Below are 26298 nucleotides of genomic sequence, written 5' to 3'. Positions count from 1 at the left end.
CATGGAAGGCGAAATGCTCTTTGATCGAATTCCACCGCAAAATTTAGAAGCCGAGCAGGCCGTGCTCGGCGCTATTTTGTTAGACAGCGATGCGCTGGTTACCGTCATGGAACGAATCATCAGCGAGGACTTCTACAGCACCAAGCATCAGAATATTTTCGATGCGATGGTGGAGCTGGCGGAGGCTAACGAGCCGGTCGATCTCGTCACTCTCACGGTACGGCTTCAGGACAAGCAGCAGCTGGAGCAGGTCGGCGGGGTTTCCTATTTAACCCAGCTTGCCAATGCGGTTCCGACAGCGGCCAACGTAGACTATTACGCGCAGATCATCGAGGAGAAATCGTTGACCCGCAGGCTGATTCGGGCCGCTACACAAATTGCCAGCACCGGATATTCCGGCTCGGAGGCCGTCGGCGATTTGCTGAGCGATGCCGAGCAGCGGATCATGGAAATTTCCCAGCGCCGTTCGAGCAGCGGTTTTATCTCTATCCGTGACGTATTGATGGAAGTGTTCGAACGGGTGGAGTTTCTATACCAGAACAAGGGCGGGACGACCGGAATCGCCTCCGGCTTCCGCGATCTGGACAAGATGACCTCGGGCTTCCAACGGTCCGATTTAATTATCGTGGCGGCTCGTCCGTCCGTAGGGAAGACGGCTTTCGCCCTGAATATCGCCCAGAATGTAGGCATTCGCGAGAAGGAGACCGTAGCCATCTTCAGTCTGGAGATGGGGGCGGCCCAGCTGGTGCAGAGGATGATCTGCGCCGAATCGAATGTGGATGCCGGGCGGTTAAGAACGGGCCATCTGGAGAACGACGACTGGGAGAAGCTGACGATGGCGATCGGCACGATGGCGGAAGCCAATATTTATATCGACGATTCTCCGGCGGTGACGGTTGCCGATATACGGGCCAAATGCCGTCGGCTGAAGAAGGAGAAGGGGCTCGGCATGATCCTGATCGACTACCTTCAGCTAATCCATGGGCGGGGACGGAGCGGGGACAACCGGCAGCAGGAAGTATCGGAAATCTCCCGTACGCTGAAGCAAATTGCGCGGGAGCTGGATGTGCCGGTAATCGCTCTGTCACAGCTCAGCCGGGGAGTTGAGCAGCGCCAGGATAAGCGTCCGATGATGTCCGACCTCCGGGAATCCGGATCGATTGAGCAGGATGCGGATATTGTCGCCTTCCTGTACCGGGACGATTACTATAATCAGGATACGGAGAAGAAAAATATCATTGAAATTATTATCGCCAAGCAGCGGAACGGTCCGGTAGGGACGGTCGAGCTTGCTTTCCTGAAGCATTACAACAAATTTGTCAGTCTGGATCGAACTCATCAGGAGCCGGTGCCTTCGGCCGCGGCGGTTCCGTTCTAAAGTGAACTTATGGTTGATATCCGAACATTTTATATAGACAACCTCCTTAATGTTCGTGTATTTCATTGACTTTGGTATAGCGGATTGCTAAACTGGAGATGCTGCTAAGAGAAGCAGTAAATCAATGGGTACACAGTACCTTATGGAGGTTGTTTGGTTATGTCGACCGTTGTAGTTGTCGGAACCCAGTGGGGGGACGAAGGTAAAGGGAAAATAACCGACTTCCTGGCTGAATCGGCTGAAGTGGTGGCAAGATACCAGGGAGGTAACAATGCCGGCCACACGATTCTTATCAACGGAAAGAAGTATAAGCTGCACTTGATTCCTTCCGGAATTTTCTATAGTGATAAAGTCTGTGTGATCGGCAACGGAATGGTGATTAATCCGGCTGCATTGATTGAGGAAATTCAGTACATTCATGACAATGGATTTACGACCGATAATTTGAAAATCAGCGACAGGGCCCATCTGATTATGCCTTATCATCTGCTGCTTGACGAATTAGAGGAAGAGCGCAAAGGGCCGAACAAAATCGGCACCACCCGCAAAGGCATCGGACCTTGCTACATGGATAAGGCCGGTAGGAACGGCATCCGGATTGCGGATCTGATGGATCGGCAGCAGTTCGAGACCAAGCTGCGCCGGCTGGTGAAGGAGAAGAACGATGTAATTGAGCGCGTGTACGGACGCCAAGGTCTGGACGCAGATTCGATTCTCAAGGAATATCTCGAGTATGCGGAAGTGATCAGACCTTATGTGGCGGATACTTCCGTTGTGCTGAACGACGCTATTGATTTGAACAAGAAGGTGCTTTTTGAAGGGGCGCAGGGGGTTATGCTGGACCTGGATCAAGGCACCTATCCTTTCGTGACGTCGTCTAATCCGACGGCCGGCGGGGTGTGCATCGGCTCCGGTGTCGGCCCTACGAGAATCAACCAAGTCATTGGTGTGGCCAAGTCTTATACGACGCGGGTTGGAGACGGTCCGTTTCCGACGGAGCTCCACGATGCAATCGGGGATCAAATTCGCGAAACCGGCAATGAATACGGGACGACAACCGGCCGTCCGCGCCGGGTCGGCTGGTTCGACAGCGTTGTAGTGCGGCATGCGAGAAGGGTAAGCGGGCTTACCGGGCTGTCGCTCAATTCGCTGGACGTGCTGAGCGGGTTGGATACGGTAAAGATCTGTACCGCCTATAAGTACCGCGGGGAGCTTCTGGAGACTTATCCGGCGAATTTGAACATGCTGGCAGAGTGCGAGGCGGTCTACGAAGAGCTGCCGGGGTGGCAGGAAGACATTTCGCAGGCCCGTTCACTGGACGATCTTCCGGCCAATGCCAGAAGATATGCGGAGAGAATCTCGGAATTAACCGGAGTTCCGCTCGTTATTTTCTCGGTGGGACGCAATCGGGAGCAGACGAATTTGGTCCGTCCGATTTACAGATAAGGATATATGAAGGTATGGAAATTAAACTCCGAATGCATCGGCATTCGGGGTTTTTTAGTATAGGAGTTATAACTTCCGCAAAGTGAAAATCGGTCCGAAGGTTTGATGTTACTGGCGAAATATAAGGCTGGGCATAGATATTGCCGTGGAGAAACCATCGCTTTCTAGGAGGAAAGATGATTTAACTGTATTTTATGTAGGTAGATTCAAGCAAATGGATGGATTTTCAAGGTAGAATAGAGTTGAATTGCTTCAATAGTATGAAATTTGAAAACTAAATGGATTTCATACAGTTAGATTTCTATATTCGGAAGAAATATGGAAACTAACTGGAAAACCTACAGTTAGTTTGCGCCAAAACAGCCGTTTCGCCCAAAGTTGCCCATTTTAACTGTAGTTTATCCAGTTAGTTTGATCATTTTCGCCCATTCGCTTGAATCTACCTGTACAAAATCCAGTTAGACGTGCCGCTCCGCTTGCAACGATGCCTGCAGACGGTAAAATAGACGGATTTTCAAGATAGACGTTCAAGTAAAAGGCTCCGCTAGGAGCTTTTTTTACCACATAGGAATCTTTAAGTTCTTTACAGCGTTAATACGATGTAAAAAAGATTTCTATTGGCATAAAAAGCTACCTTAAATACCGGGTTATTCATCTTCGAGAAGGCTCCGTTAGGGGCTTTTTTTATAGTTTCGGGTTATATCCGTTTCCGTTCCGTCAATACTGGAAAGTAGGCACACCGGATGGATAGGAGGAACCAACCATGACCAAATTTATTGTCCATTTAAGCCGTACCCTGTTGATTGCGGCTATCGCTTCGGGATTTACGTTGTACTTTACTTGGACGATTGTTCATACTTATGTCGATAAGCTGATCTCTCACTTCAACATTCCCATAGAAGGCTCGTTCGTGACGTTTTCCGATTTGATCGGCAGTGTCGCGGGAGACTTCGAGTCTATGACACAAGGAGGAGACACCCGGAAGGAAGCTGGGCAGAAGCCGCCGGCAGAGGAAACGGAGGGTTCCGATCTCTCAACTCCGGACTCCCAGGAGTCCTCAACGGACGCCGTGCCCGTATTCGGCCAAAGCGGGAGCGAGCTGGGACAGCAGTCGAACGCCGGCAAAAGCGACGTCATCATCTCTCCCGATGATTTATCTTCGAAGAAGGATCAATTGAATGAGGAAGACAAGAAAAAGATTTTTGCCTATATGGCGAGCTTGCCCGCTGAGGACTTGCAGACCATATCGGCTATGATGGAAGGGGGAATTACGGAGGAGGAAATGTCGGAAATTAAAAAAATTGTCGAAAAAACATTAAAACCGGAAGAATATAGTCAACTAATGGAGATATTACAGAAGTATTGACACCCTGCATATAAGAGGAAACGGGCATGATTTCGCTAATTCCGACACGTTCTGATCCAGCAGGTTGAAAAAAAGCAGCGACCTGTGGTACAGTGTAAAAGAACTATTTTCCTTTAACCTGGTACGTAAGGCTATTTGGTTACAAAATGGTTAAAGTTAATTCAGGACTTAAGAGGAGAGAATCATGACAGTTTCCAAGATGAAAAATTGGATCAAGGAGAAATGGGCCAACGTGCAGCAGGTCGGCTCGAAGATCCGATTCAAGAGCTTGACTGGCAAGATCGATGCCATCTTGAGCAATAAGAAATCGAATTCCACAGCTGCGCTTGAGCCAGCTTCTCAAACTATAGCGAAATCATATCCGTCTTCTACAGAAAATACTGCGATGCAGCGGCCAGTCGGTCTTATGTCCCGCATACGGGATTATCGGATTCAAATTGCCAAGGGTGTTGGGGCTTTCGGACTATTGGCGGGAATCACCGTCGGGGGCAATTATTACGTTCAAATGAATACGCTGGACGTCTATGATGTCTATATGAAAGACGTTCAAGTCGGAACCGTGAGCGATCCTCAGCTCGTCGAGGATCTGAAGCTGGAGAAATACAAGAAACTGGAGCAGAATTCTCAGGATGTTCACATGGTTCTTAATACAAACGACATAACATTACGGCATGAAAGGGCTTTCAAGAAACCCTTTGACAACGAGGAAACTCTCCGCAAGCTGGATGAGCTGTTGGTTCCCGAAGCGGTAGGGGTTCAAGTGAAGGTAGATGGCGATCCGGTGGCGATCGTCAAGGATAAGGATACGGCGGAAGAGGTCCTTCAGCGAATTATGAGCAAGTATACGGGAGAGCAGAAGAAGGAATCCGGTGAAGTCACCGCTCTCTCTGCCGAACCGGAGGACAGCGACTTGGCTCCGGGGCAAAGCGAGCTTCAGGAGGCGTCCTTCCTGCAGAATGTTGATCTGGTTACGATGAAGGTCGAGCCGGAACAAGTGATGAACCCCGACGAAGTGCAGGCAACGTTAGAAACGGGCAATGCCACTCCGACGATGTATACAGTGGTCAAGGGAGATTGTGTCTCCTGTATTGCACACCGATTCAAGATTTCCCAGGATGTTATTTATGAGAATAACCCTTGGATTGTGAACGACCGGATAACGGAAGGCGACGTTCTTAATTTGACGGTTCTGGAGCCGAAGCTTTCGGTCAAGACCGTGGAGAAGCTGGTCGAGCAGCAAGAAGTACAGTATGATACCGAGGTTATTACCGATGATGAGATGAAGCTGGGAGAAGTCGAAACGATTACGCCCGGCGTTAACGGAATGAAGCTAGTCACCTTCAGCATTACGAAAGTCAACGGACAGATGCGGGAGGAAGAGATCATTAACGAAGAGATGATCAGTGAGCCGGTCAAGGCAGTGGTCAAGAAGGGAACCAAGGTTATTCTTGGGGAAGGCACCGGAAATTTTGCTTGGCCTGTTGTTTCTCCGAATGTGTCGAGCGGATTCGGCAAGCGTTGGGGTAAGCTACATAAAGGGATAGACATTACTTCCAGCAAGAAAAATATTCTCGCTGCAGATAACGGAACCGTCGAAGCTGCGGGCTACAAATACGATTACGGCAATTATGTGATTATTGATCATAAGAATGGGTACAAAACATTATACGGCCATATGAGCAAGATTGACGTATCGGCCGGCGATATCGTGGAGAAAGGCGAGAAGATAGGGTATATGGGCAGTACCGGCGACTCTACCGGGGTCCATCTGCATTTCGAAATTATTAATAACGGGACGGTAGAGAACCCGATCAAATATCTTAACCAATAATTACTAGGATAGGAATAGGCAGGCACGGACTAAACGAGTTCGCTGTTCTGCCTATTTTTTGTTAAAATATAAGAAAGTTGCTTACTCCGTTCTTATTTTCATCGAGTACCTGTACGTCCTTGAACGAGGGACGGCAACAGCCGATTACCTTGGAATAGGAGATAAAACAAGGAACAGGAGAAGGCTGCACCGGCAGCTTCTTCCGTCCCAAGATTCACCGGATTTCTAAATGTCGATAGAAAGTATGAGGTGAGTATCGTTGTTTGGAAAAATTTTGGTAGTGGATGACGAACAACCGATTGCCGATATACTGAAATTTAATTTGGAGAAGGAAGGCTACGAGGTAATCTGTGCCTATGACGGGGGAACCGCCGTAGAACTGGCTATGACAGAGAACCCGGATTTGATACTGCTCGATCTGATGCTGCCCGTTAAGGATGGCATGGACGTGTGCCGGGAAGTCCGCAACAGGAAGGACACCCCGATCATTATGCTGACAGCCAAGGATACGGAGCTGGATAAAGTGCTGGGGCTGGAGATGGGGGCGGACGATTATGTCACGAAGCCGTTCGGAACCCGGGAGCTTCTGGCCAGAGTCAAGGCTCACCTGCGGCGGCAGGTCAAGAATGAGCCTGAGAAGCAGGGAACGTCCGATCAGGAAGGAATACGCATACACAGACTGTTAATCGATAACGACATGTATGTCGTGTATAAAGACGGTATGCCGCTGGATTTGACCCATCGGGAATTCGAGCTGATTCAATATATGGCGCGGAATACGGGGAAGGTCATGACCCGCGAGCATTTGCTTCAGGCGGTGTGGGGGTATGACTACTATGGGGATGTCCGCACCGTGGATGTCACGATTCGCAGGCTGCGTGAGAAGATAGAAGACGAGCCCAGCCGTCCGGAATATATTACGACGAGAAGAGGATTAGGCTACGTAATGAGGAACCCTAAAGCAGGGGGACTGTAAATGATAGGAATCCGGTTCTTCCGAACGATTCAGATGAAGCTGATCATCATCTATGTACTGCTAATCTTATTCGCCATGCAGTTGATCGGCATCTATTTCATCAAGGCGATGGAAACCTCATTCATGAATAACTTCTCGGAATCTCTGAATTACCAGGCCATGCTGTTGTCCGATCTGGTGAAGCCCGTTCTGCTGGACAACCAGGAGAATGCCGATTCCGGAACGAAGCCGGAAGACGGTAAGACGATTAACGACCGGCTGAACCAAACGGTCAATAACTGGTACAAGGTAAGCAACGTGGAGATTCAGATCATCAACTCCAACGGAACCGTCATCAGCGCATCGGACCAGTATCCCCGTTCCATCATCGGGCAGAAGAATACCCAGCAGGTCGTCAGCCGCGCCCTGCAGAATATTAAGGACAAAGATAATGAGCGGATCCTGACGGATGTGGACGGGAAACGGAAGAAAGTGATCGCCATGCCCGTCAGCGAGGAAAACAAGGTCATCGGAGCGGTCTATATTGTCTCTTCCATGGAAGATATCTTCGACACGATCAACCGGATCAAGCAGATTTTCATGTCCGGTATTTTAATTGCGCTCGCCATGACGATTCTTCTCGGAATTATTCTGGCCCACACGATTACGAGCCCGATTAAAGAAATCACCCGGCAGGTGTCGTCCGTTGCCCGGGGGAACTTCGACCACCAGGTCAAAATATGGAGCCACGACGAGATCGGCCAGTTGAGCCGTGCCTTCAACGATATGACGAATCGTCTGAAGGAAGCGCTGTCCGTGAATGAAGAAGAGAAGGAGAAGCTGGCCTCCGTCTTGACGAGCATGAGTGACGGAGTCGTGGCTACAGACGAGCAGGACCGGGTGATCGTCATCAATCGCCGGGCGAGAGAAATGCTTCAGCTGAACAACCAGCCGGCGGACGGCAAGGATTTATACGAACTGCTGGGACTTCCCAAGCAGCTGGCACTTCCCGGCGCGCGTGGCGAGGAGGTTACCCATCTGATCGAGATTCACCCTCAGGAGTCGGAAGAGAGCCGTAAGGTAAGAGCAACCTTCACTTCGGTTCACAGCCGGGAGAAGGGGACGACCGGAACGATTGTCGTGCTCCATGACGTGACGGAGCAGGAGGAGCTGGAGCAGTCCCGCCGGGAGTTCGTCGCCAACGTATCTCATGAGTTAAGGACGCCGCTGACCACGCTCAAGAGCTACCTGGAGGCTTTGGATGACGGGGCTATAGACGAACCGCAGTTGGCCAGGAAATTCGTAGGGGTGACCCGTAATGAAGCAGAGCGGATGATCCGGCTCGTTACGGATCTGCTTCACCTGTCCAGGCTCGATTCCAACCAGGCGATGCTCAAGAAGGAGCAGGTCCATGTGACGGAAATGCTGGATGAAGTGGCTGACCGGTTCTCGTTCCAGCTGCGGCAGCGCAGTATCGCCATCCAGATTATTATCGGTGATAATACGTCACCGATCTGGCTGGATCGGGACAAGATCGATCAGGTACTGGATAACCTCGTCTCCAACGCGATTAAATATACGGGAGACGGCGGCCAAATTCGAATTATGGCCGAACGGCTGCCGAATGATATGCTCGAAATTAAAATTCAGGATACGGGAATAGGCATTCCGAAGAAGGATTTGTCGCGGATCTTCGAGCGTTTCTACCGGGTAGATAAAGCAAGATCGCGCAATATGGGAGGGACGGGCCTGGGGCTGTCCATTGCCCGGGAAATTATTAAAGCCCATGGCGGTGCGATTGCGATAGATTCGGAATTTAATGTAGGAACGACGGTGTCTTTCACTCTTCCCTATATGGAGGAAGGAAGCGGGACTAATCATGATGGAAAAAGCTAAAACCGTTGCGCTGGTTGTTCTTGTCGCCGCTAGCCTGGTCCAAAGCTATTTGCTGGCCTACAGCTCACCGAATTACGAACCGATCAATCAGATGGAATATGTCGATTCGGGGCTGGATGGCCCGCCGGCCGCTTTGGCCGATCTCATTCTTCCCGAACAGATGATCATCCATTTCGGAAACAAGCAGCATACGGTACTTCCATACGGACATCAATTTTATAATATGGTGTACTCGGATTTGCTGAAACAGCGTTCTTTCGAAAACTTGCGCCGCACGAATCTTCCGGCTTCCTATCTGGACTGGGATTTGATTCGGGACACAAGGCCGGGTATCGAAATCCGCTTCAAGGAAGCCGTGCCGGTCGGGACTTTGAAGAGCATTATGAAAATCAAGGAAGATTTTACGGTGGAGGATGTAGGGATATCCAAAATCTGGATATATGAATCTAAGGAAGAAGTAAAGACGTACTTTCTGAGTGATTCCCCCGAAATCGTCTACGAGGCGGTTCAATCGGACTTAACGGTCAAAGAGCTGGAAAATAAAATAGGCCTCGGGGCTCATCTTCCCGCTTACTATCCGGACAGCAGACATGACTATTATCTTCCGGCAGTCGATTTGCAGATGGTTCAATATAAGGTGCCCTTCAATATTTTCACAGAGGATCAGCTTAAACGCAGTCTGTTTCCCGACCCGGGAATGGCCCGCTTCCTCTTCGAGCGGGATGGGGCGCAGATTTATACAGACGGCAAGAGAGGGCTTCAGGTCCGCAATGGGGATCATTGGTTTAGTTATTCGGACCCGGTCTCGGTACCGGTAGAAAGCAGAGCGGAAACGAAAGAAAATTTGACGAACGCGGTGAAGTTCATTAACCGTCACGGGGGATGGAACAGCGACTATTTATTCAGCCGGGTAAGTCCGAATTATGCCTTCGGGCCGCAAACGTTCGAATTCAGACAGTATGTCGGGGGTTATCCGGTGATGAATACGGAGCAGAGCAGCTTCGGGTACATCAAGATCGTCATGCAAAAAGGGGTTATATCCAACTACGAACGGTCAATGATCAACATGGATATCGGATTGGCGGAAAAGAGCGCGTACCGTCTGCCTGGCGGAGATGCGTTGGCCACAATGCTGGAACAGAGCGGTCTAAATCCGGTGGCGGTCTACCCGGCTTACCAGGCCACTCTCGGAGATGAGAAGATCCATCTGGTCCCCCAGTGGGCCGTAGAGCTGCAGGACGGCACTTACCGGTTCCTCAAAGAGCCAATGAGCGAGGAACTGGCCGGGAGCTAGAGAAATGATCCTGTGAAATGCTCGGAGAAGCTTTTTCAAGGGTGATGAAGTATGGGGAAAGCTCTCTGAAAGGTTGCTCAAGAGAAGGGTCCGCGCAGAGATTTGGCTATTGCAAGCTATAGGTTAAGCCAAGGGGCGGGACACTTCGGTTGGGCGGCCAAGGAATACCCTGAGCGGCAGGAATGGACATAAGAACAGCAATCGATGATAACAACGGTAATCAACAGAAGGACTGGGCGAGGACCGGGCACGGCCGGACGAGGCGGACTAAATTAGGCGTTGGACAAGGAGCGTGAGGCCATGGATTGGGGAAGGGCGAAAACGATTTTGATTCTATCTTTTCTCTTTCTGAACATTATGCTCGGATATCAACTGTGGACGACCCGCTGGGGTCAGACGGGCACCGAATCCGACACGGCTTTCATTATTGAGGAGACGAGCAAGCTTCTTGCCAGCAAAAATATTCAATTGAAGGTAGAGGAGGTCCCCAAGGATGCTCCCAAGCTGAAGAGCTTTACCGTCCAATTCGACGAAGCTTCCCGCAATGCCGAGAAGATTCCGCTAGACAGCCCGCTTAAATGGTCCAGTCCGTTCAGCAAGAACCTGGCCAGGGAATTAACCAGCCGATCGTCCGTAAGGTATGCCGATCAGTATGCTTTCGATCCGGTGCGCAGCGGCAACGGAGTGTATGTCTTTAATCAACTGGTGGATAAAATACCGTTGTTTGACGTGACTTTGCAATTATATGAGGAGAACGGGCAAATTACAGGTTACAAACAAGCCTATGTTGAAGTACAATCAGGAGGAGAGCAGCAAGAACAGAAGGTGATCTCGGCTTATACGGCGATTCGCAGCCTGGCGGAGAATTATCTTCCGGAAGGAACCGTTATTGTCGATGTGAAGCTGGGGTATCACGGGCCGAACTTCGATTCGGAGACCCAGTATATGCTTCCCTTCTGGAGGATTACTCCGGAGGAGGGCAACCCTTACTACGTTCAAGCATATAACGGGGAAGTAGAGGAAAGTCGAGACATTAAGAAAAGTCCCTAACGAAGCTATTTTCGAAGAGGATGAACCGGTTTTAGAGGAAGCTTTGCATACCAGATTTATATTGATATTTCGGATTTCAAACGGGGTTGTTTTCACAAAAATTTGCGAGTAACAGCCCTGAAGTATAAGCTTGGCTAATTGCTAGGCTTATACATATATGATATATGCAACAGAACTGACGAAAGAATGAGCTTCACGTCGGATAACGGCAAGGAATAGGAGTTTTGACATGGGATTGCGTTTTAGTGTATTGGCAAGCGGTTCGACGGGGAATTCGATGGTCGTGACGAACGGGGAAACCAAGCTGCTGGTGGATGCGGGGCTAAGTGCCAAGAAAATTGAGCAGCTGCTGGAAGAACGAAACGTGTCGGGCGAAGAGCTGGATGCGATTCTTGTCACACATGAGCACTCCGATCATATCAAAGGGCTGGGAGCACTGGCCCGGAAATATGATTTGCCCATATATGCGAATGAGAAAACATGGGAGGCTCTGAACAAGCAGATTGGGGAAATCGCTGAAGCCAATGTGAAGGTTATGGATACCGGAAGCATGATCGAGTTCGATTCCATTCAAGTGGAGTCCTACGCGATTTCCCATGACGCGGCGGAGCCGGTGGGCTACTGCTTCTATGAAGGAGACAAGAAGCTTAGTCTCGCCACCGATCTGGGATATATGAGCAGCAAGGTCAAGGAGCAGGTGCTGGATTCCGACGTGCTCATTCTGGAATCGAATCATGATGTCGAAATGCTGCGAATGGGCAAATACCCCTGGAATATCAAGAGGCGGATCTTAAGCGATATAGGCCACCTGTCGAATGAAGCCGCGGGCGATGCGCTCAGCGAGATTCTTGGGGGCAAGACGAAGAGGGTGTACCTGGCGCATCTGAGCCAGAATCATAATCTGATGGATCTGGCGCGAATGACGGTGGAGAATATTTTGGAACAGAATGACATAACCCTAAACGATGGGCGGCTTACTCTAAAGGATACTTACTTTGATCGTCCAACGGAATGGGATAGTCTGGATGAGGAATAACCGGGTCCAGCTTCCGGGCCATCGTTTCGATTTCTTCACGGGTGATCACTTTCTTATCAATCAGCAGCTCGATAATGGCGCTCAGCACAAGAGTTTGCCGATAGTGATCTTCCTTAAGGTCGGCGAGCTTGCCGATCAAATCGATTTCTTTAAAATGCAGATTCATAACCGGTACCACCTTTCTAGCAATCTATGATTTTGCTGCGGCTACTATTATTGTAGGCTTCAAAGTGCCGAAACATTCCACCCCAGTATAAAAATGATTCGGAAATCAAGCGGGAAAGAGGGGAAACGATGAGCTTGTTCAATGACGAATTCTATTCCACCAAGGTGTCCAGGTGGGCAAGGAAAGGCCCCGAACGCCGCCGTTGGTGGCACAACAGGACTGCCCTGCTGCTGGTTCTGTCCGCCATAGCGGGTTCACTCGTTACCTTCTTCCTGATGTCAATTATTTCACATGGGGAGGGGACCCCTGCGACCGCTTCGGTTCCTCTTGAGGTTATTGATGTCAGCCGGGTCAAGGCCGTAGATAAAGTCAGTCCGACCGTCGTCAGCATCATCAGCTCGATCAAGGATAAGGACGGAGGCAAGGTACGCGGGATTGGAATGGGTTCGGGAGTCATTTTCCGGAAGGATGGCGACCGGGCGCTAGTCGTAACGAATAATCATGTGCTGGAGGAAGCGACCTCGTTCGAGGTGGTGCTGCCTACCGGGGAGCATAAGCAGGCCACAGTGGTTGGTGCGGATTATTTGGCCGATCTGGCCGTCCTGGAGATCGACGCCAGTGGAATCAAGACAGTGGCGGAATTCGGGAATTCGGATAAATTGAAGTCGGGCCAAACGGCCATCGCCATCGGGAATCCCCTCGGCGGGCTGTCTCAGACAGTCACCGCAGGAATTATCAGTTGGCCGAAGAGGACGATCCCGGTCTATCCCGGGCATGATGGCGAGTATGAATGGGAGCTGGACATGATTCAGACGGATGCGGCTATTAATCAAGGGAACAGCGGCGGAGCTCTGGTTGATCTGGACGGGAAAGTGATCGGGATTAACAGCTTGAAGGTGGCGGATACCGGAGTGGAAGGACTCGGATTCGCGATTCCGATCAATGAGGTGAAGGCGGTGCTGGATGAACTGATCGAGCATGGCAAGGTGCTTCGTCCGTTCATAGGGGTATCTACGGTCAATCTGACTTCCTTCAAGAGCGGGCTGGAATTGCTGAAGCTGCCCGACGATGTGAAGACCGGCGCGATAATCTTGGAGGTTTACGGGCCAGCCGCGGAGGCAGGTTTGTCAACAAATGACGTTATAGTCCAATTGGATAACCAGCCTGTCCATGGTACTCTGTCTCTGCGCAAATATTTGTACCAGAACAAGAAAATTGGCGAGAAAATAACGATTACGTACTATCGGGACGGAAAGAAAGAGACCGTTACGCTAACGCTCGCAGAGAATGACGAGTCGTGACGAACTTGAGAGAATATAGGTGAGAACATAGCTATGTATGTCGTTTGTAAGGAGCATCTGGAAATCGCAATCGATCGATTCGTCGACGAATATGAAGAGGCGCCGGACCTATACGCGCTATCGGAAGTCAGCTTCAAAGAATGGGCTCCTCCACATCTGTGCGAGGAGAAGGGCTGCAAGCACGAGGCTCTTTTCTTGGTGATTTAGAAGTTCGGACGACCAACCATGTAGTTTCGGCGCTGCATGCATGGAGGTTCGCCGGACGACAAATTTTGCAGTACAGAGAGAGGCTGAATCCGGTGTTCTATTTGCACTCCCTTTAACAACTGAGATGAAAATGTTTGAATGGCCGCCGGGTTAGTCCTGGCGGTTTTGCTTACCACATTAGAAAGTGTTCATTAAAGCATTAAAATGGAACAACTTTCTAATTGTCATAAAAAGCTACCTTTAAAACCGGGTTATTCGTCTTCGAAGAGGCTCCGTTAGGAGCTTTTTTTATCCTCCGGACTGGAGTTTATTCCTGCGGAAGTTTCTGATAATACTAAATATTACTTGGTATTACTTTGGGAGGCTTGTTCAAGGGCCTATTCACAGCTCAATCATACATAAAGAATAACGAGGAAGGGGCGCAAGCCTTATGCAAATTCAAATTATTGCCGTCGGTAAACTGAAGGAAAAGTATTTAACCCAAGGCATTGCGGAGTACTCCAAAAGGCTGGGGCCCTATGCCAAGCTGCAGATCACAGAATTGCCGGACGAGAAAGCACCGGAGTCGATGAGCGCAGCCGAGGAGGAGCAGGTCAAGGCGAAGGAGGGGGAGCGCATCCTGGCGCAAATCAAGCCGGATGCACATGTCATCGCCCTGGCCATTGAAGGGCAAATGTGGACATCCGAGGAGCTGTCCCGGCAGCTCGACCAATTGGCCACCTACGGCCGCAGCCAGGTCACCTTCATTATCGGCGGATCCAACGGCCTCTCCGATGCCGTCCTCAAGCGCGCCAATCAGCACCTCTCCTTCGGCCGCCTAACCTACCCTCACCAGCTCATACGCCTCATCCTGGTGGAGCAAATCTACCGCGCTTTTAAGATTATGCGGGGGGAACCGTACCATCGCTAAAGGTAAAATATTAAGGGACTTCATCAAGTCCCCGTAGTTGCTTTCTGATAAGTTGTTCATTTCATCTAATGCAACTGGATGAATAGGAGTAATCAATTCAGAGTAGCTTGCAATTCGTCTTACAAGCTCTGTCGTGTCACTGTGAAGTGATTCGATAGCAAAATCGAAGTGCAGGATGATTCGCTCTATACGGCGGCTTTCCCTTCTGGATGGCTTATCCTTAGATATATGAATGCTTTGTATAAGAAGTTGAAGCAAGAGCTTTTGCTCCTCCCTGTCGGCATGTTGTAGAGCATCCTGAACCTTTGTTAGCAAGGTATGCAGGGAGTCAAAATCAACAGGCTTGTTATCGTACTGTGCTTCCTGAGATGTAATATCATCAAGGCGTTCTTGAAGTGAATTTAACTCGGATTGAGTTGCCAGTAGATCAGGCTTGAAGAGCTCTGCCAATTCAGGATCAATCATAATTTTCTCTTTCAAACTCTTAAGCTTTCGTTGGACTTTAGCTATTTGATTCTCAATTGCTTTCTTTTCGTCCAGTAGAGGCAGCTCTGCGTTCGCCCGCTGTTGGTTGATGCGTTCAACGAGCTTTTTCAAAATGTATGGCTTTGCAATGATTCGATGCAGCTCATCCATTACTTGCTGTTCTGCATATTCGGCCTTAATCATGTTGGAGCGACAGATACTCTTCCCTTTATTATGGAACTGTCCACAGGCGTAATAACGATACTGACTTCCGCTATTTCCCTTGGAGCGTGCTGGAACCATACCGTGGCCGCATACAGGGCATTTAAGGATTCCACTGAGAAGGTACGGTGTGTACGAACGAGCCGGCTTGTAGGAGCGTTTTTTTATTTTTGAATGAACTCTATCCCATTGCTCCTTCGTAATGATAGGCTCATGGATGCCATTAGTAAGTATAAAGTCGTCGTTTTTACCTTTTCGTCGTTTTTCAGACCAATTCTCCACTTGATTGTAACGAATCTTGCCAATGTAGGTTGGATTATTCAAGATTGTTTTGATAGCGTTGGTAGAGAAGGGGTTACCCTTTTTTGAACGGTATCCAGCTTCATTGAGCCGACGTGTTATTGCCTTTAGCCCTTGTCCTTCATCTGCATAATCAAATATCTTTTTAACGATGATGGACTCAGATTCGTTGACTACAAGTTCCTTATTGATGCTATTATAACCAAGTACAACGCCGCCATTGAATTTCCCCTCTCGTGCCCGCTGTTGCTGTCCAAGCTTTCCTCTCTCGATGATATTGCTGCGTTCCAATTCCGCAATCATACCAAACATCTGAAAGGTCATCATACCAGTTGGTGTTGATGTATCAAAGCTTTCCTTCAGACTAACCAACTTGATATTATAATTCACTAGCTTATCGCTAATGTCTAATTGATCACGCAACTTGCGAGCCAATCTATCTAGCTTGTATAACATGACAACTTGAAATTTTTGTTTTTCAGCATCTTTCAATAATCTTTGTAGTTGCGTTCTTCCTTTAATGCTTTTACCACTTGCCCCTTCGTCGACATAACGATCAATAATATCAAAATTAAACTGCTCGGCATACTTTTCTAGTTCTGCTAATTGAGCAGCAATACTAAAGCCCTCCCTAACTTGCTCCTCTGTGCTCACTCGAGCATATATGACAGCTCGAATTTTAGTCATTTTTTAACTCTCCTTTCCTTTATAAGATTGCTCGGCAGCTGCTGATAGAAAATCATTGAGAGTTTCATTCCAGGAGTTCTTGCTGAAAATGGGGAAATCTTTAGTATACTCCAAGCTTGCCTTGAATAAAGAAGCTGCATGTTTAATAGGTGGAAGAAGTATGTTATCCAACTCCAATATTTCTCCCGAGTAGGAATGCATTTCAATTTCAGCAATAAATCGGGCAAGACTCTCCACAAAGGATTTATAATCAACAGCATTTTTTGTTTCCTTGCTATATAAGAATCGCATCCGTCCATCTTGGAAGGCTTGGTATACATAACAGCCAAAATGAAAGTTTGCTGACAGAGCAGGGTCAATCTCTGTTTCCTTTGTTCCTGCACAAGTAATATCTTCATCGTCAATTCCAATTTCAAACAGACGAATGTCATTTTGATAAAACTCATCTGTAAAAGCCTCAATTGGAACATGGAGTTCTCTTGATAATCCGTATATTAACTGAAAGGAAGGATTTTTAGATTCGCCTCTCTCAATTGCAGTAATGGATTGTGCAGTTACGCCTAGCCTTTTGCTGATGGCACGCGTTGAATAATCTTCCTTTGTACTCAATTTTCCTGTTTCCTCACGAAAGAAACGAATACGTTCTCCCAATGTAGCCTTTTTTAGAGAGAAAAACTCAATAGCAGTTATTGTTCGTTTAGCCACAAAAATCACCCTTTCTGGTATGCTTTACAAACCATTATAGAACATGATATTATATGTGACAAGCAAATTTGTCAAAACAAATATAATAAAGGAGGGTGTGTTATGAACAAATTTGACTTTGTCAATGGTTGTAGTCACTTTGACAATGAGCCGTATAGTTTGATAGAGGACAGAGAAGAGCAACGTCAAGCAGAGCAAATGTTTTTGAACAAATTAGCAGAGATGCTGAATGATTTCTTAATAAGGAATCAGGACTCGACACAACTGCTGCACAAAAATTGAATGATTCAGACGAAACTCGTCAGTAATTTCTACTAAGTAGGTCAGAAACCATTCGGGACTGCGGACTAGAGGAGGAATAAACCTTGATAGATACAGTGAAATTCGATATCCCATTAGTTCTTACAGAAGAACAAATTGAGTTGATTTCTTGGAGTGAGATCAAGAAAACCCTGAAAAGAGGGCTAGTTACTTGTGAGTTGTTTGACCAGCTCGACGATACTTTGCCACGTCTAAGTTATAAATATAAAGAAGACAACCCGAGCAAAGCTTGGTTGAAGTTAGAATTGTCTGCCCCGCGATATCTTTATGGGAGTAATGTATACGAAATAAAGCAGACAGACATTCTGCCAATGCTAAAAAAACTCCGAGGCTATGTTGCTGCAAGACTTCAAACTCCTTTATCTCAAGTGCCGAATTATAGCTATTGGGAAGTGGAGAAGCTTCACATCTGTAAAAACTTCTATGTGGGCCTGCATTTACAGGATTACCTGAACCTGTTATCAGGCATACAGAAGCAGGGCGGTTATAAAACAGTTCCATATAGAGCAACTGACGGAAGTAAATTGGAGTCAGTCTGTTTTCAACGTATTAAGAAAAAGAATCGCAGCGTTCATAAGTTTTATGATAAGCGGGCAGAGGTTGATCAAAAACCAAACTACAAGAATAAATCTCAACATCAACAGGATGCGGAAGGTCTTCTGAGATATGAAGTTGAACTTTCCTATGATGTTATGAGGAAGTACAGTCCGACAAGAAGAGTTGTTGAACTGTTAACCCCTCAAACCGTCATTTCAGTGCTTCAAGATGGTTTGAATGCATTGGGGCTTACAAAACCAATCAAACAAACGTCAGTCCGCAGTATGCTGGAAGCCATAAATCGGACAAGTCTGAGTGTAAGGACGAAGAGTATGCTAATCACATTCCTAATGGAACTGCATATAAACGGAAAAGGATATTGCAAGAAAAAATATCCCAGAACTACTTTTTATGACAATTACAACAAGCTAAAAGAAGTCCTGGGAATGGATGAAATCTATTTTTCAGATATTTCCCTACCGCCACTTATAGTGAATATGAATTCATTTAAACAAAAAAAGAGTCGTTCCATCAGCGTGCCGGCTGAGGAACGACTTCAATAAAGCGTCTACAGCAATTATAGCATATTGATTTGATTTATTTCTATATAGGAGTAAATATGCTTTGTATGAAAGCTGTCCAGCCCGAGCGAAGCGAGTTTATTTTAGGCTGGACGGCGTGTCTTTGTATCAACACTGTTTCCCGTCCTTGGCATTCGCCAAGGATCGCCATACGGCGAGTGATGGGTGCAGGGCGGTAGTCCTGCGGGCCCCTCAGGGGCGGTGGGGTGGTCTTGAATCATGTGTATGATGTAGGGCCGCGAGCGGTAGCGAGCGTCCCTCCTTCACTTCACATTCCTCAAAATCGATACAATTAACTCATACGCATGTCTACATTAATCCCTGCTCTTTCATGGAGATATAGCGACCGTCACCTATCACCAAATGATCCAAAACCTCGATCCCGACGATGTCTCCACTATCTACCAGTCGTTTTGTTATCTGAATGTCGTCAGGTGATGGAGTTGGATCGCCACTAGGATGATTATGACAAACTAGTACAGAGGCCGCAGACCGCTTAACAGCCGCTCTAAACACCATATGAGGCGTGACAATGGTTGCATTTAGCGAACCGATAGAGAGCGTTTCAGGTTTTCCAATTACATGATTTTTTGTGTTCAGGAATAGCACAACGAAATGCTCTTGTTGCAGATACCGCATTTCCGGCATCAACAGATCAGCCGCATCCTGTGGCCGACGGATAATCTGTGGTGTGGTGATGGCAGGTTTACTTAATCTGCGTGCCAACTGCAACGCGGCGGTGATTTGTTTGGCACGTACTTTGCCAATGCCTCTGATGGATAACAGTTCATACTCGGTAGCATTCATTAATTCCTGTACGGTTGGAAATCGATCAAATATTGCATCGACAATATAAGAGCCGGGCTTTTCAGCAATTGCATCACACAGCAATGATTTGATGGTAGTCAGTTCATTTGCAAGATTCATAAACTTTTCCTCCTGTAAACGAAAAAAGGAGAAGCCGGCTTCGACTTCTCCTATTGCGTAATATAATGTAGTTAGATATGATGAAGATACGATTATTTTTCTTTGAGTCGCTTTCACTTAGCGGCTCTATTTTTTTCTTTCTCTTCAATTTGCATGTGAATTAAAACGAGCTTCAAGAGAGCCTCAGCATACCGTCTTCCTTCTTCGGTATCGAAACTGAAGTCTTTGTCCATCCATTGCATTTCCGCCTCCAGTTTAGCCTTTTGTGCCTTTAGATATTGAATTGTATCCATACTGCATTCACCTCCTTCCCAAAAATAAAAACAGCCTGCTTTCGTCTCATGACAAAGTGGCCATCTGCAAGCTTCCATATCAAAAGATTTGTTCCTACAATGCATTGCAGACTAGACTTCCATCCGCACTTTGCATGGCCGGACAGTGAATTGAATCAGTGTTGTCACGGTACCGTTGAGCAGAGCAACTACTGCAAATGTTCTCTGATCCAACGGCACACTGTAGATAAACCCCTTCTGCTCACAAAATCCTAAATACTCCTTGGAGCTGTTGTTCTTGAATGCTTGATAATTCATCGCTCAATCTTCCTTTCTTAATAAATAAATTGGGTTATACCTTAGCGATGCGATCACGGTGCCTCTTAAGCTGTTGAGGGAATTCACGGTGAAAATACGTGACCATCCAGCGAGCGGCTGTCTCATCATCAACTTGGTACATACGGCGGCAATAGACATGCAACACTGTTCCAGCGATACGAATGTGTCCATTCATGACCAACTGCTTCAATAGCTCCTGCAACTCAATGGGCAAGCCTTTTTTCACAACCATCTGCATTCACCTCCTTTGTTCGGCGTCATCTCACACAGCCGATGATTGGTCTCTGTCCTGCAACACAAAAAAGCCCGTTCCGTATAGAAATGGGCTAACAACACTTCAACTTGTATAGAACATCAAAAAGGACTGCGATTCTGCTGTATTAACAACAGAAGGCAGTCCTATAAATAGGGGTAGGGCATGAAACGGTTACCCCACCCCTTGTTATTTTAATGCGTGGTGCTCTGAGAAAATATGTATGAATTTTGACTATATTGGCGAAATGTTGATGTTATTTATATCTACGATCTAAGGTATTAAGAAATTCGCGAGTTACTTTAATCACAAATTCTATATCTTCAGCTTCTCGATCGCGTAAATGAGCGTTTAATTCTTCGATCTTATTACGCACTACATCGCTGCTAATATCCAATGAAAGTTTGTCCATATCCTCGAAAATTTGAACAGGCTTGATATTTAAAGCACTGATGATTTTACCAAGAGACTCTAAGGAGATATTACGAGTGCCTCTCTCAACATCACTTATATAACTAAAGCTTAAACCAGATCGCTCTGCTAGTTGTTCTTGAGTCATTCCTTTAAATTTTCTTATACTCCTAATTTGCTCACCGACCATTTTAATAAAGTCTGTCATGCCATCACCTCTTTAGATCAGCTTAGTAGAGTAGAGGCAAGACTTTTATCCTATCATAGTGACACATTTATATTTAACTTATAAGGGTAGTTATAGTATAATAGACCTGTTTATATTTTCCAATACATTAATCTAGGGAGGATGATTTAACAAAGCAACATTCAACTCGTTTATATGAATTTCATTAGCTGAAATGAAAAGGAGAATTTGCTATGTCTATTAGAAAAATTGTAACCATATTACCATTAGTACTATTGATCTTTAGTGTAGCAAGTACAGCTTCCGCATCTATGCCATCATACGGCGAGGAATGGCAGGACGCCCCCAGCAATACGTCCGCTATATCCTTTTCAGATGTGCCGACCAATCATTGGGCCTATAAGTACATATCTGAAATGGTTGGGAGAAAAGTAATCGACGGCTACCCTGACGGCAAGTTCAGACCTAACAACACGATCAGCAGAGCCGAATTTGCGAAGATCATGGTGACGGCATCAGGTATTCAAGCTCAAAAGGTCAACTATTCGTCATTCTCGGATGTTCCCACTACGAATTGGGCATCACCATTTGTCGAAGCAGTCAAGGATTACATGACAGGTTATCGTGCGGCAAACGGTCAATATATATTCAATCCATCCGCACCTGCTCTACGTGAAGATATTGCTATTGCACTTGTAAAATTAAAAGGATATGATGTGAATCGATTGCCTGATCACAGTACATTAGAAGCTATGTTTAAGGATTACGCTGGCATTTCAGAGTCCGCTAAGGATTATGTTGCACTCGCAGTTGAGAACGGTCTGGTTTCTGGTTTTCCTGATGAAACATTCCGTCCACAGGCTACGGTTACTCGTGCAGAAGCAACCGTCATGCTTTGGAGAGCTTACCAATACGGAAATGACAATAAAGACGTAGGTGGGGGCAAGACATCGATCACAACACCAACACAACCGCAACCAAGTGAGCCAATAACTCCAGCAACGCCGAACCAAACACAACAACCAAAGGCAAATGAAAAATTCACTGTAGATACGCTTGTAGGAGGCAATGGTGAAGGCGATGTAGACGGCCCTGTACGGATAGCCAAAATCAATCGAATTGACAGTATGGTGGTCGATAATAGCAACAATATTTTCTTTCTCAATACGAAAACCAATAAAGTTCGCAAGTTCAACCATTCAAATGGCACGGTAGAAACCTTCAGAACGATCAATGCCGAATTTGACTGGAACCGTCAAGAAGGAACAAGCGTGACTCATTATGATTACACTGCATTTACACCAAACTTGCTTGCCTTCAATTCTGCGAACAACAAACTGTACCTTTTGGGAACACGATGCGAAGTGGATGTAACGCCTGACAACAGATGCTTTGGCAATTATTTCAGTACCATTCATGATATTAGCTCTGATGTGCAATTAGCGACATTCTCCTTTTCTCCAGGGCTTCACTGGAGCAGGTTTATGACATTTAATGATCAGAATGCAATCATATTTGGAGGGTATAACTCAACGCTTAATTCAAGCATGATTCTTGAGGGTGAGTTAGGAAAAGAAGCAAACATAATTGCTAACTCCAAGGATGGAACAGGGGCAAACCTAAGCTGGTTCAATGACGCGATTGTAGATGCTATTGCAACACCAGATAGTCTGTACACCTTTCACACCGCCTATCGGGAATTGAGTAAAGTCCAGTTATACCCTAGAAAAGTCGAATCCGTTATCTCTTTTGAAAATATGAAGTTTGACACGGTCACATCACATCATGGTAATTTTTATATATCCAGTGGGGCAACCATCTATGAACTGACTACAGATGGGAAACTGACCACATTTATAAATGGAAGCGATCTGATCTACAATGACGGAAATCCAATTAAGAAAATCAATCATATAGACTTTGATAGCAAGGGCAATGTCATTGTATATGATGATAATAACAAAGCGATTCGCAGAATCAACCTGTAAATATGATCATCGACTAGCGGGAGCCCAGTGCTCCCTTTCTTGTATGGAGAGGAGGAGCGGATTATGACAAACAGCTACTATTGTCATTCATGTCAAAGTGATCATAGTATCATGAGCACGATTGGCATTCGACATCTGCATCATAATCTTTCGGAAAAAGACATGGCCAACTTCATGAATGTTGCGACAACGATTCCAGCCTATGAAGTGGTCAGAAACGGTATACCGGGTGTGTACGAGGGCACAGATGCCTTTATACGCGAAGTGAACATTGCCCAGACCTTGCAGGATAAGTTCCCGAATGTAGAAGCCTTCAAGACGACCACGGGATTCAAGGAATGGCTTTATGAGCATTTACAGGGGAGCAACAACGCGGCTGCCAATGCACTTAGCAAACTGCAAGGAGATGCTGCTGGTGAAGTGGATTTCATCCACGAGATGCAAGGTAGTATTCGCAGTCTGTTCACGAAGATCGATTTTCCCCGCAATGCGGATGGTCGTATTATTAGTAATATGCCTGGCATTGATGCTGTTGAAATTAACCGGATAACTGGCGAAGTCATTAACGAGTTTCAAGTTAAGACGCTTCGCTCCGCTGAAAGCATCAACAGTACGCTAAAGGATTTTCTAAGCAACGACCATTACAAACCGACAACGGTGCTTGTCGGACCGCAGGAGCTTATAGATCGTGCACACGAAATGGGCATCCCGAATCCAACAAAGGTGATGGGCACGCTTCAGGACAATCAGAATTCTGCACAGGAGCTTAGCAATAAGGTTCTGAATGAAGAACTGGCTCTTAACATTACCGCAGGAGAGGTTGCTGAAAAAGTCATTGGTGGTGCGGTGATCGGTGCGGCCATTTCTGTAGGGGTATCAAGCCTATTATCTTATTTGCAATACATAAATGGGAAAATCACATTCGAGGAAATGAAGAGAAGAATTGCGAAAGACGGAGTAAAAGGAGCGATTACAGGCGGAGCGTTAGCAGGCCTATCGCTATTCATTCCCAGTGGCATCATCGGCTTTGGAATTGGTTTTGTAGTTGGTACATCGCTTCGCCGTTTACTGGATGAAGCATATGGTGATGGCATGTTTGGAGAGGTTTTGAGTACAACGAAAGCTGTTCATGCAAATATTCAGTTGCTGGCGAACGGCACCGTTTATGTAGCTCAAATAACCGAGATGAATGGACGAGCACTGGCACGAGCTGTCTCTACTGTTGATGATATGAGTGCTGACCGAATACAGGCTGATGCGATTTACAATAAAGTGGAGCGGGTCAAAGGCAACGGTTTGCAGATTGATTATAGCGAGTCGGCTGAAGATATTTTATCGCGTTTAGTAAATCTTCAAAGTCGCATGAAGGGAGGGCGTTAATAGATGGCAGCGAATGAGCAACAAATCATGAAATTGCCGGATCAACGACAAGTTGCTGAGACAGTGAAGGAAAATCCAAAGCTAGTTGATCAGACACAGGTAAAGGAAATTGTACAACAATCGCTCAGCCAGCTTTCATCCATAGAGCATCGGCTTGATCGGCTGGAGAATCAGGGCGTTGTTGGCCGAGTGATTGGCTCGATCACAGGCTCCACGAACAGAGAACTTATTACGCTAATGAGAGATTTAACGCAGGCTCAGCAGACAACCATCAAGCTTGTCCTGACTTTAGCTGTATATCACGCACAGAACATTGCTGTTATGGATGAAATTCTCGATGAGCTGGATAAAGCTAAAGGTGTACATACACGCACAGCATCACATATTGAGTTTCTATATGAACAAGTACAGATGATTCGCGACGCCTCGCGTACACGAAAGAAACCCGTAGCCGGAAGGTTGGTTATCTGGATCGTGATTATTGCATCAATATTCTTACTAGGTTTCTTCTTACTAAAATAATGTGATAACTCATTGCTGAATCTTAGGGTTCAGCTTTTTTGTTACGTTACAACTTTGAGAAAAATGCGATATATGAAATGAGGATTATACAATATGAGAAGGGCATGCATCTTTATTTTTAGATTAATGCTTTAATATAAAGATTTAACCATGGTTGTGCAGGTACAAAGAGAGAATTCTATTATCAAACGCATTTTACTCCCAATCGATGTTAATAAGTAAAATAGTCGCAATATATAAAAAGAAAAGCGAGTAAGCAGTTCAATATCATTTATGGTAAGGATGATTGTTAATGATACGGAATGCTCGATAGAGCTGCTCAATTAGGATGGTTGTTTCAAGTCCTGTATCCATTCCCATTTGACTAAGGGTTAGTTTTTCATCGTATTTGACCAATTCTGAACCTATTATAATTGACACATCTGATGTTCCTGATACGCCTAAGCCATTGATCTTTGCCGCCAGTTCCTCTGATGACACTGATCGCTTTGTGTTAGTTAATATAATCTTATAGCTACTTTCGCCTAGCATCTTCTCAAGCTGATCTCTCTTTTTGATATGAATCAGTTTGATGGTGCAGTATCGGCCTAGTCGCTTTTCATATTCTCTTATTGCTTCGAGATAAAACTTCTCTATTCTTTCGCTGATTGTGTAAATTGTGATTTTCATATTAAACTCCCATTTCAAAAGCGAAATTAATACATCAATAAAATTATTATAGCATTATATTGATGGCTGTCGAAAAAGGCTCTCATAAAGAATTATTTTTCTAGTGGTGGTTGTTCCAATCATTTTATTGTTGTAGCATATTGGTATAGCTTGTAAATTACTTGCAGAGAAATAGGTCTTAGTTCTCATTGATTTAATAATTAGATTGAAATTCAGGAGGAAATCACTTGAGGATAGTTATTTCATCTCATCATTTTGGTGATAGGGCTGTATCATCTGAAGATTCTGAACCTATTTTGTCAGCATTAAAAGATACTGAATTCGAAATAATTCAAGGATCAGCCACAAGACTTAGAAAAATTATAATAGGACTTCTGTTTAATTTGGGGTGGTCAGACAAAACCAGAATCGATTCAAGCAATGATATAACAATAACCTCAATGAAAGGCGATATTGCTCTTTGCCTTCAAACAGGTAATGTAAGTAGATTTTATGCTGATATTTTGAAATTGCAAACCCTATACATTAAAGATAAGGCATCGTCTGCCATCTACATACTTCCAACTAAAAATGCAGCTTTAAGAATGGGAAGTAACATTGTTAATTTTGAACGTTTTGTTGAAGAATTAAACCTATATAAACATACAATTACAATTCCAATATTAATCATAGGGGTTGAATAGAGGAGGTTAAGCT

27 protein-coding genes are annotated in these 26298 nt (G+C 46.1%); 18 read left to right on the top strand and 9 right to left on the bottom strand.

Annotated features, from left to right (window positions below):
• The first annotated feature begins 1 nt into the window (after position 1).
• The 9 genes from dnaB (at position 2) to ACTHRH_RS19260 (ending at position 12252) form a co-directional block, all read left to right on the top strand.
• A complete protein-coding gene (gene dnaB / locus ACTHRH_RS19300; protein ID WP_144937039.1) occupies positions 2 to 1378 on the top strand; it encodes a replicative DNA helicase in 1377 nt (458 codons plus the stop codon).
• 159 nt (positions 1379 to 1537) lie between these two features.
• Positions 1538 to 2824 carry an adenylosuccinate synthase gene (locus ACTHRH_RS19295; protein ID WP_440417141.1) on the top strand — a complete coding sequence of 429 codons (1287 nt, stop codon included), beginning with the start codon at positions 1538 to 1540 and terminating at the stop codon, positions 2822 to 2824.
• 763 nt (positions 2825 to 3587) lie between these two features.
• Positions 3588 to 4190, top strand: coding sequence for a hypothetical protein (locus ACTHRH_RS19290; protein WP_440417139.1), 603 nt, complete (start codon positions 3588 to 3590; stop codon positions 4188 to 4190).
• Positions 4191 to 4374: 184 nt separating this feature from the next.
• Positions 4375 to 6021: a M23 family metallopeptidase gene (locus ACTHRH_RS19285; RefSeq protein ID WP_144937030.1), complete on the top strand. Its 1647-nt coding sequence runs from the start codon at positions 4375 to 4377 to the stop codon at positions 6019 to 6021.
• 259 nt (positions 6022 to 6280) lie between these two features.
• Positions 6281 to 6997 carry a response regulator YycF gene (yycF, locus tag ACTHRH_RS19280; protein WP_440417137.1) on the top strand — a complete coding sequence of 239 codons (717 nt, stop codon included), beginning with the start codon at positions 6281 to 6283 and terminating at the stop codon, positions 6995 to 6997.
• A complete protein-coding gene (gene walK, locus ACTHRH_RS19275) occupies positions 6998 to 8872 on the top strand; it encodes a cell wall metabolism sensor histidine kinase WalK (RefSeq protein WP_144937024.1) in 1875 nt (624 codons plus the stop codon).
• A complete protein-coding gene (locus ACTHRH_RS19270; protein WP_379290979.1) occupies positions 8856 to 10166 on the top strand; it encodes a YycH family regulatory protein in 1311 nt (436 codons plus the stop codon). The genes walK and ACTHRH_RS19270 overlap by 17 nt, the downstream gene beginning before the upstream one ends.
• 300 nt (positions 10167 to 10466) lie before the next feature.
• Positions 10467 to 11216 carry a two-component system regulatory protein YycI gene (yycI, locus tag ACTHRH_RS19265; protein WP_440417134.1) on the top strand — a complete coding sequence of 250 codons (750 nt, stop codon included), beginning with the start codon at positions 10467 to 10469 and terminating at the stop codon, positions 11214 to 11216.
• Between the two features lie 229 nt (positions 11217 to 11445).
• A complete protein-coding gene (locus tag ACTHRH_RS19260; RefSeq protein ID WP_440417132.1) occupies positions 11446 to 12252 on the top strand; it encodes an MBL fold metallo-hydrolase in 807 nt (268 codons plus the stop codon).
• Here ACTHRH_RS19260 and ACTHRH_RS19255 read toward each other — a convergent pair.
• Entirely contained in the window at positions 12191 to 12418 is a 228-nt protein-coding gene (locus ACTHRH_RS19255; RefSeq protein ID WP_144937013.1) for a hypothetical protein, read from the bottom strand. The genes ACTHRH_RS19260 and ACTHRH_RS19255 overlap by 62 nt on opposite strands.
• Positions 12419 to 12546: 128 nt before the next feature.
• Between ACTHRH_RS19255 and ACTHRH_RS19250 the strand changes: the two genes are divergently transcribed.
• The 3 genes from ACTHRH_RS19250 to rlmH all read left to right on the top strand — a co-directional run bounded on the left by ACTHRH_RS19250 (position 12547) and on the right by rlmH (position 14836).
• A complete protein-coding gene (locus ACTHRH_RS19250) occupies positions 12547 to 13719 on the top strand; it encodes a S1C family serine protease (RefSeq protein ID WP_144937011.1) in 1173 nt (390 codons plus the stop codon).
• Positions 13720 to 13752: 33 nt separating this feature from the next.
• Positions 13753 to 13926, top strand: coding sequence for a CxxH/CxxC protein (locus ACTHRH_RS19245; RefSeq protein ID WP_440417129.1), 174 nt, complete (start codon positions 13753 to 13755; stop codon positions 13924 to 13926).
• A gap of 430 nt (positions 13927 to 14356) precedes the next feature.
• Positions 14357 to 14836 (top strand): 23S rRNA (pseudouridine(1915)-N(3))-methyltransferase RlmH, encoded by a 480-nt coding sequence (rlmH, locus tag ACTHRH_RS19240; RefSeq protein WP_440417127.1) that lies wholly within the window; start codon positions 14357 to 14359, stop codon positions 14834 to 14836.
• Here the strand turns inward: rlmH and ACTHRH_RS19235 are convergent.
• Together ACTHRH_RS19235 and ACTHRH_RS19230 are read right to left on the bottom strand one after the other, a co-directional pair.
• On the bottom strand, positions 14744 to 16510 hold the full coding sequence (locus ACTHRH_RS19235; RefSeq protein WP_440417123.1) for a recombinase family protein: 1767 nt from the start codon (positions 16508 to 16510) through the stop codon (positions 14744 to 14746). The two genes, rlmH and ACTHRH_RS19235, sit on opposite strands and share 93 nt — an antisense overlap.
• Before the next feature lie 3 nt (positions 16511 to 16513).
• Positions 16514 to 17215, bottom strand: coding sequence for a helix-turn-helix domain-containing protein (locus ACTHRH_RS19230; protein ID WP_440417121.1), 702 nt, complete (start codon positions 17213 to 17215; stop codon positions 16514 to 16516).
• Positions 17216 to 17317: 102 nt separating this feature from the next.
• Here ACTHRH_RS19230 and ACTHRH_RS19225 point away from each other — a divergent pair, with 102 nt between their 5' ends.
• Positions 17318 to 17497: a hypothetical protein gene (locus ACTHRH_RS19225; protein WP_440417119.1), complete on the top strand. Its 180-nt coding sequence runs from the start codon at positions 17318 to 17320 to the stop codon at positions 17495 to 17497.
• An 83-nt stretch (positions 17498 to 17580) separates the two neighbouring features.
• Positions 17581 to 18636 carry a hypothetical protein gene (locus ACTHRH_RS19220; RefSeq protein WP_440417117.1) on the top strand — a complete coding sequence of 352 codons (1056 nt, stop codon included), beginning with the start codon at positions 17581 to 17583 and terminating at the stop codon, positions 18634 to 18636.
• A 327-nt stretch (positions 18637 to 18963) separates the two neighbouring features.
• On the opposite strand, the gene radC is transcribed toward ACTHRH_RS19220, so the two are convergent.
• The 5 genes from radC to ACTHRH_RS19195 form a co-directional block, all read right to left on the bottom strand.
• Complete coding sequence (gene radC / locus ACTHRH_RS19215; protein WP_440417115.1) at positions 18964 to 19581, bottom strand: RadC family protein; 618 nt, start codon at positions 19579 to 19581, stop codon at positions 18964 to 18966.
• A gap of 113 nt (positions 19582 to 19694) precedes the next feature.
• A complete protein-coding gene (locus ACTHRH_RS19210) occupies positions 19695 to 19874 on the bottom strand; it encodes a hypothetical protein (RefSeq protein WP_440417113.1) in 180 nt (59 codons plus the stop codon).
• A 111-nt stretch (positions 19875 to 19985) separates the two neighbouring features.
• Positions 19986 to 20171, bottom strand: coding sequence for a hypothetical protein (locus tag ACTHRH_RS19205; RefSeq protein ID WP_440417112.1), 186 nt, complete (start codon positions 20169 to 20171; stop codon positions 19986 to 19988).
• Between the two features lie 34 nt (positions 20172 to 20205).
• Entirely contained in the window at positions 20206 to 20424 is a 219-nt protein-coding gene (locus ACTHRH_RS19200; protein ID WP_440417110.1) for a hypothetical protein, read from the bottom strand.
• Between the two features lie 277 nt (positions 20425 to 20701).
• Positions 20702 to 21064: a helix-turn-helix domain-containing protein gene (locus ACTHRH_RS19195; RefSeq protein WP_440417108.1), complete on the bottom strand. Its 363-nt coding sequence runs from the start codon at positions 21062 to 21064 to the stop codon at positions 20702 to 20704.
• Between the two features lie 212 nt (positions 21065 to 21276).
• On the opposite strand from ACTHRH_RS19195, the gene ACTHRH_RS19190 reads away from it, so the two are divergent.
• The 3 genes from ACTHRH_RS19190 to ACTHRH_RS19180 all read left to right on the top strand — a co-directional run bounded on the left by ACTHRH_RS19190 (position 21277) and on the right by ACTHRH_RS19180 (position 24933).
• Positions 21277 to 23031, top strand: coding sequence for an S-layer homology domain-containing protein (locus tag ACTHRH_RS19190; RefSeq protein WP_440417106.1), 1755 nt, complete (start codon positions 21277 to 21279; stop codon positions 23029 to 23031).
• Between the two features lie 63 nt (positions 23032 to 23094).
• The gene (locus ACTHRH_RS19185) at positions 23095 to 24411 is read left to right on the top strand and encodes a hypothetical protein (protein ID WP_440417104.1); all 1317 of its coding nucleotides are present in this window, start codon (positions 23095 to 23097) and stop codon (positions 24409 to 24411) included.
• 3 nt (positions 24412 to 24414) lie between these two features.
• Positions 24415 to 24933: a hypothetical protein gene (locus tag ACTHRH_RS19180; protein WP_440417102.1), complete on the top strand. Its 519-nt coding sequence runs from the start codon at positions 24415 to 24417 to the stop codon at positions 24931 to 24933.
• 267 nt (positions 24934 to 25200) lie between these two features.
• Here the strand turns inward: ACTHRH_RS19180 and ACTHRH_RS19175 are convergent, their stop codons facing one another.
• Complete coding sequence (locus ACTHRH_RS19175) at positions 25201 to 25602, bottom strand: 23S rRNA (pseudouridine(1915)-N(3))-methyltransferase RlmH (RefSeq protein ID WP_440417100.1); 402 nt, start codon at positions 25600 to 25602, stop codon at positions 25201 to 25203.
• A gap of 227 nt (positions 25603 to 25829) precedes the next feature.
• On the opposite strand from ACTHRH_RS19175, the gene ACTHRH_RS19170 reads away from it, so the two are divergent.
• Positions 25830 to 26285 carry a BglII/BstYI family type II restriction endonuclease gene (locus tag ACTHRH_RS19170; protein WP_440417098.1) on the top strand — a complete coding sequence of 152 codons (456 nt, stop codon included), beginning with the start codon at positions 25830 to 25832 and terminating at the stop codon, positions 26283 to 26285.
• Positions 26286 to 26298 lie beyond the last annotated feature (13 nt).

It is taken from the genome of Paenibacillus sp. SAFN-117 (genome assembly GCF_051966115.1).
GTDB classification, from domain to species: domain Bacteria; phylum Bacillota; class Bacilli; order Paenibacillales; family NBRC-103111; genus Paenibacillus_L; species Paenibacillus_L residui.
This window is presented reverse-complemented; position numbering and strand designations above follow the sequence as displayed.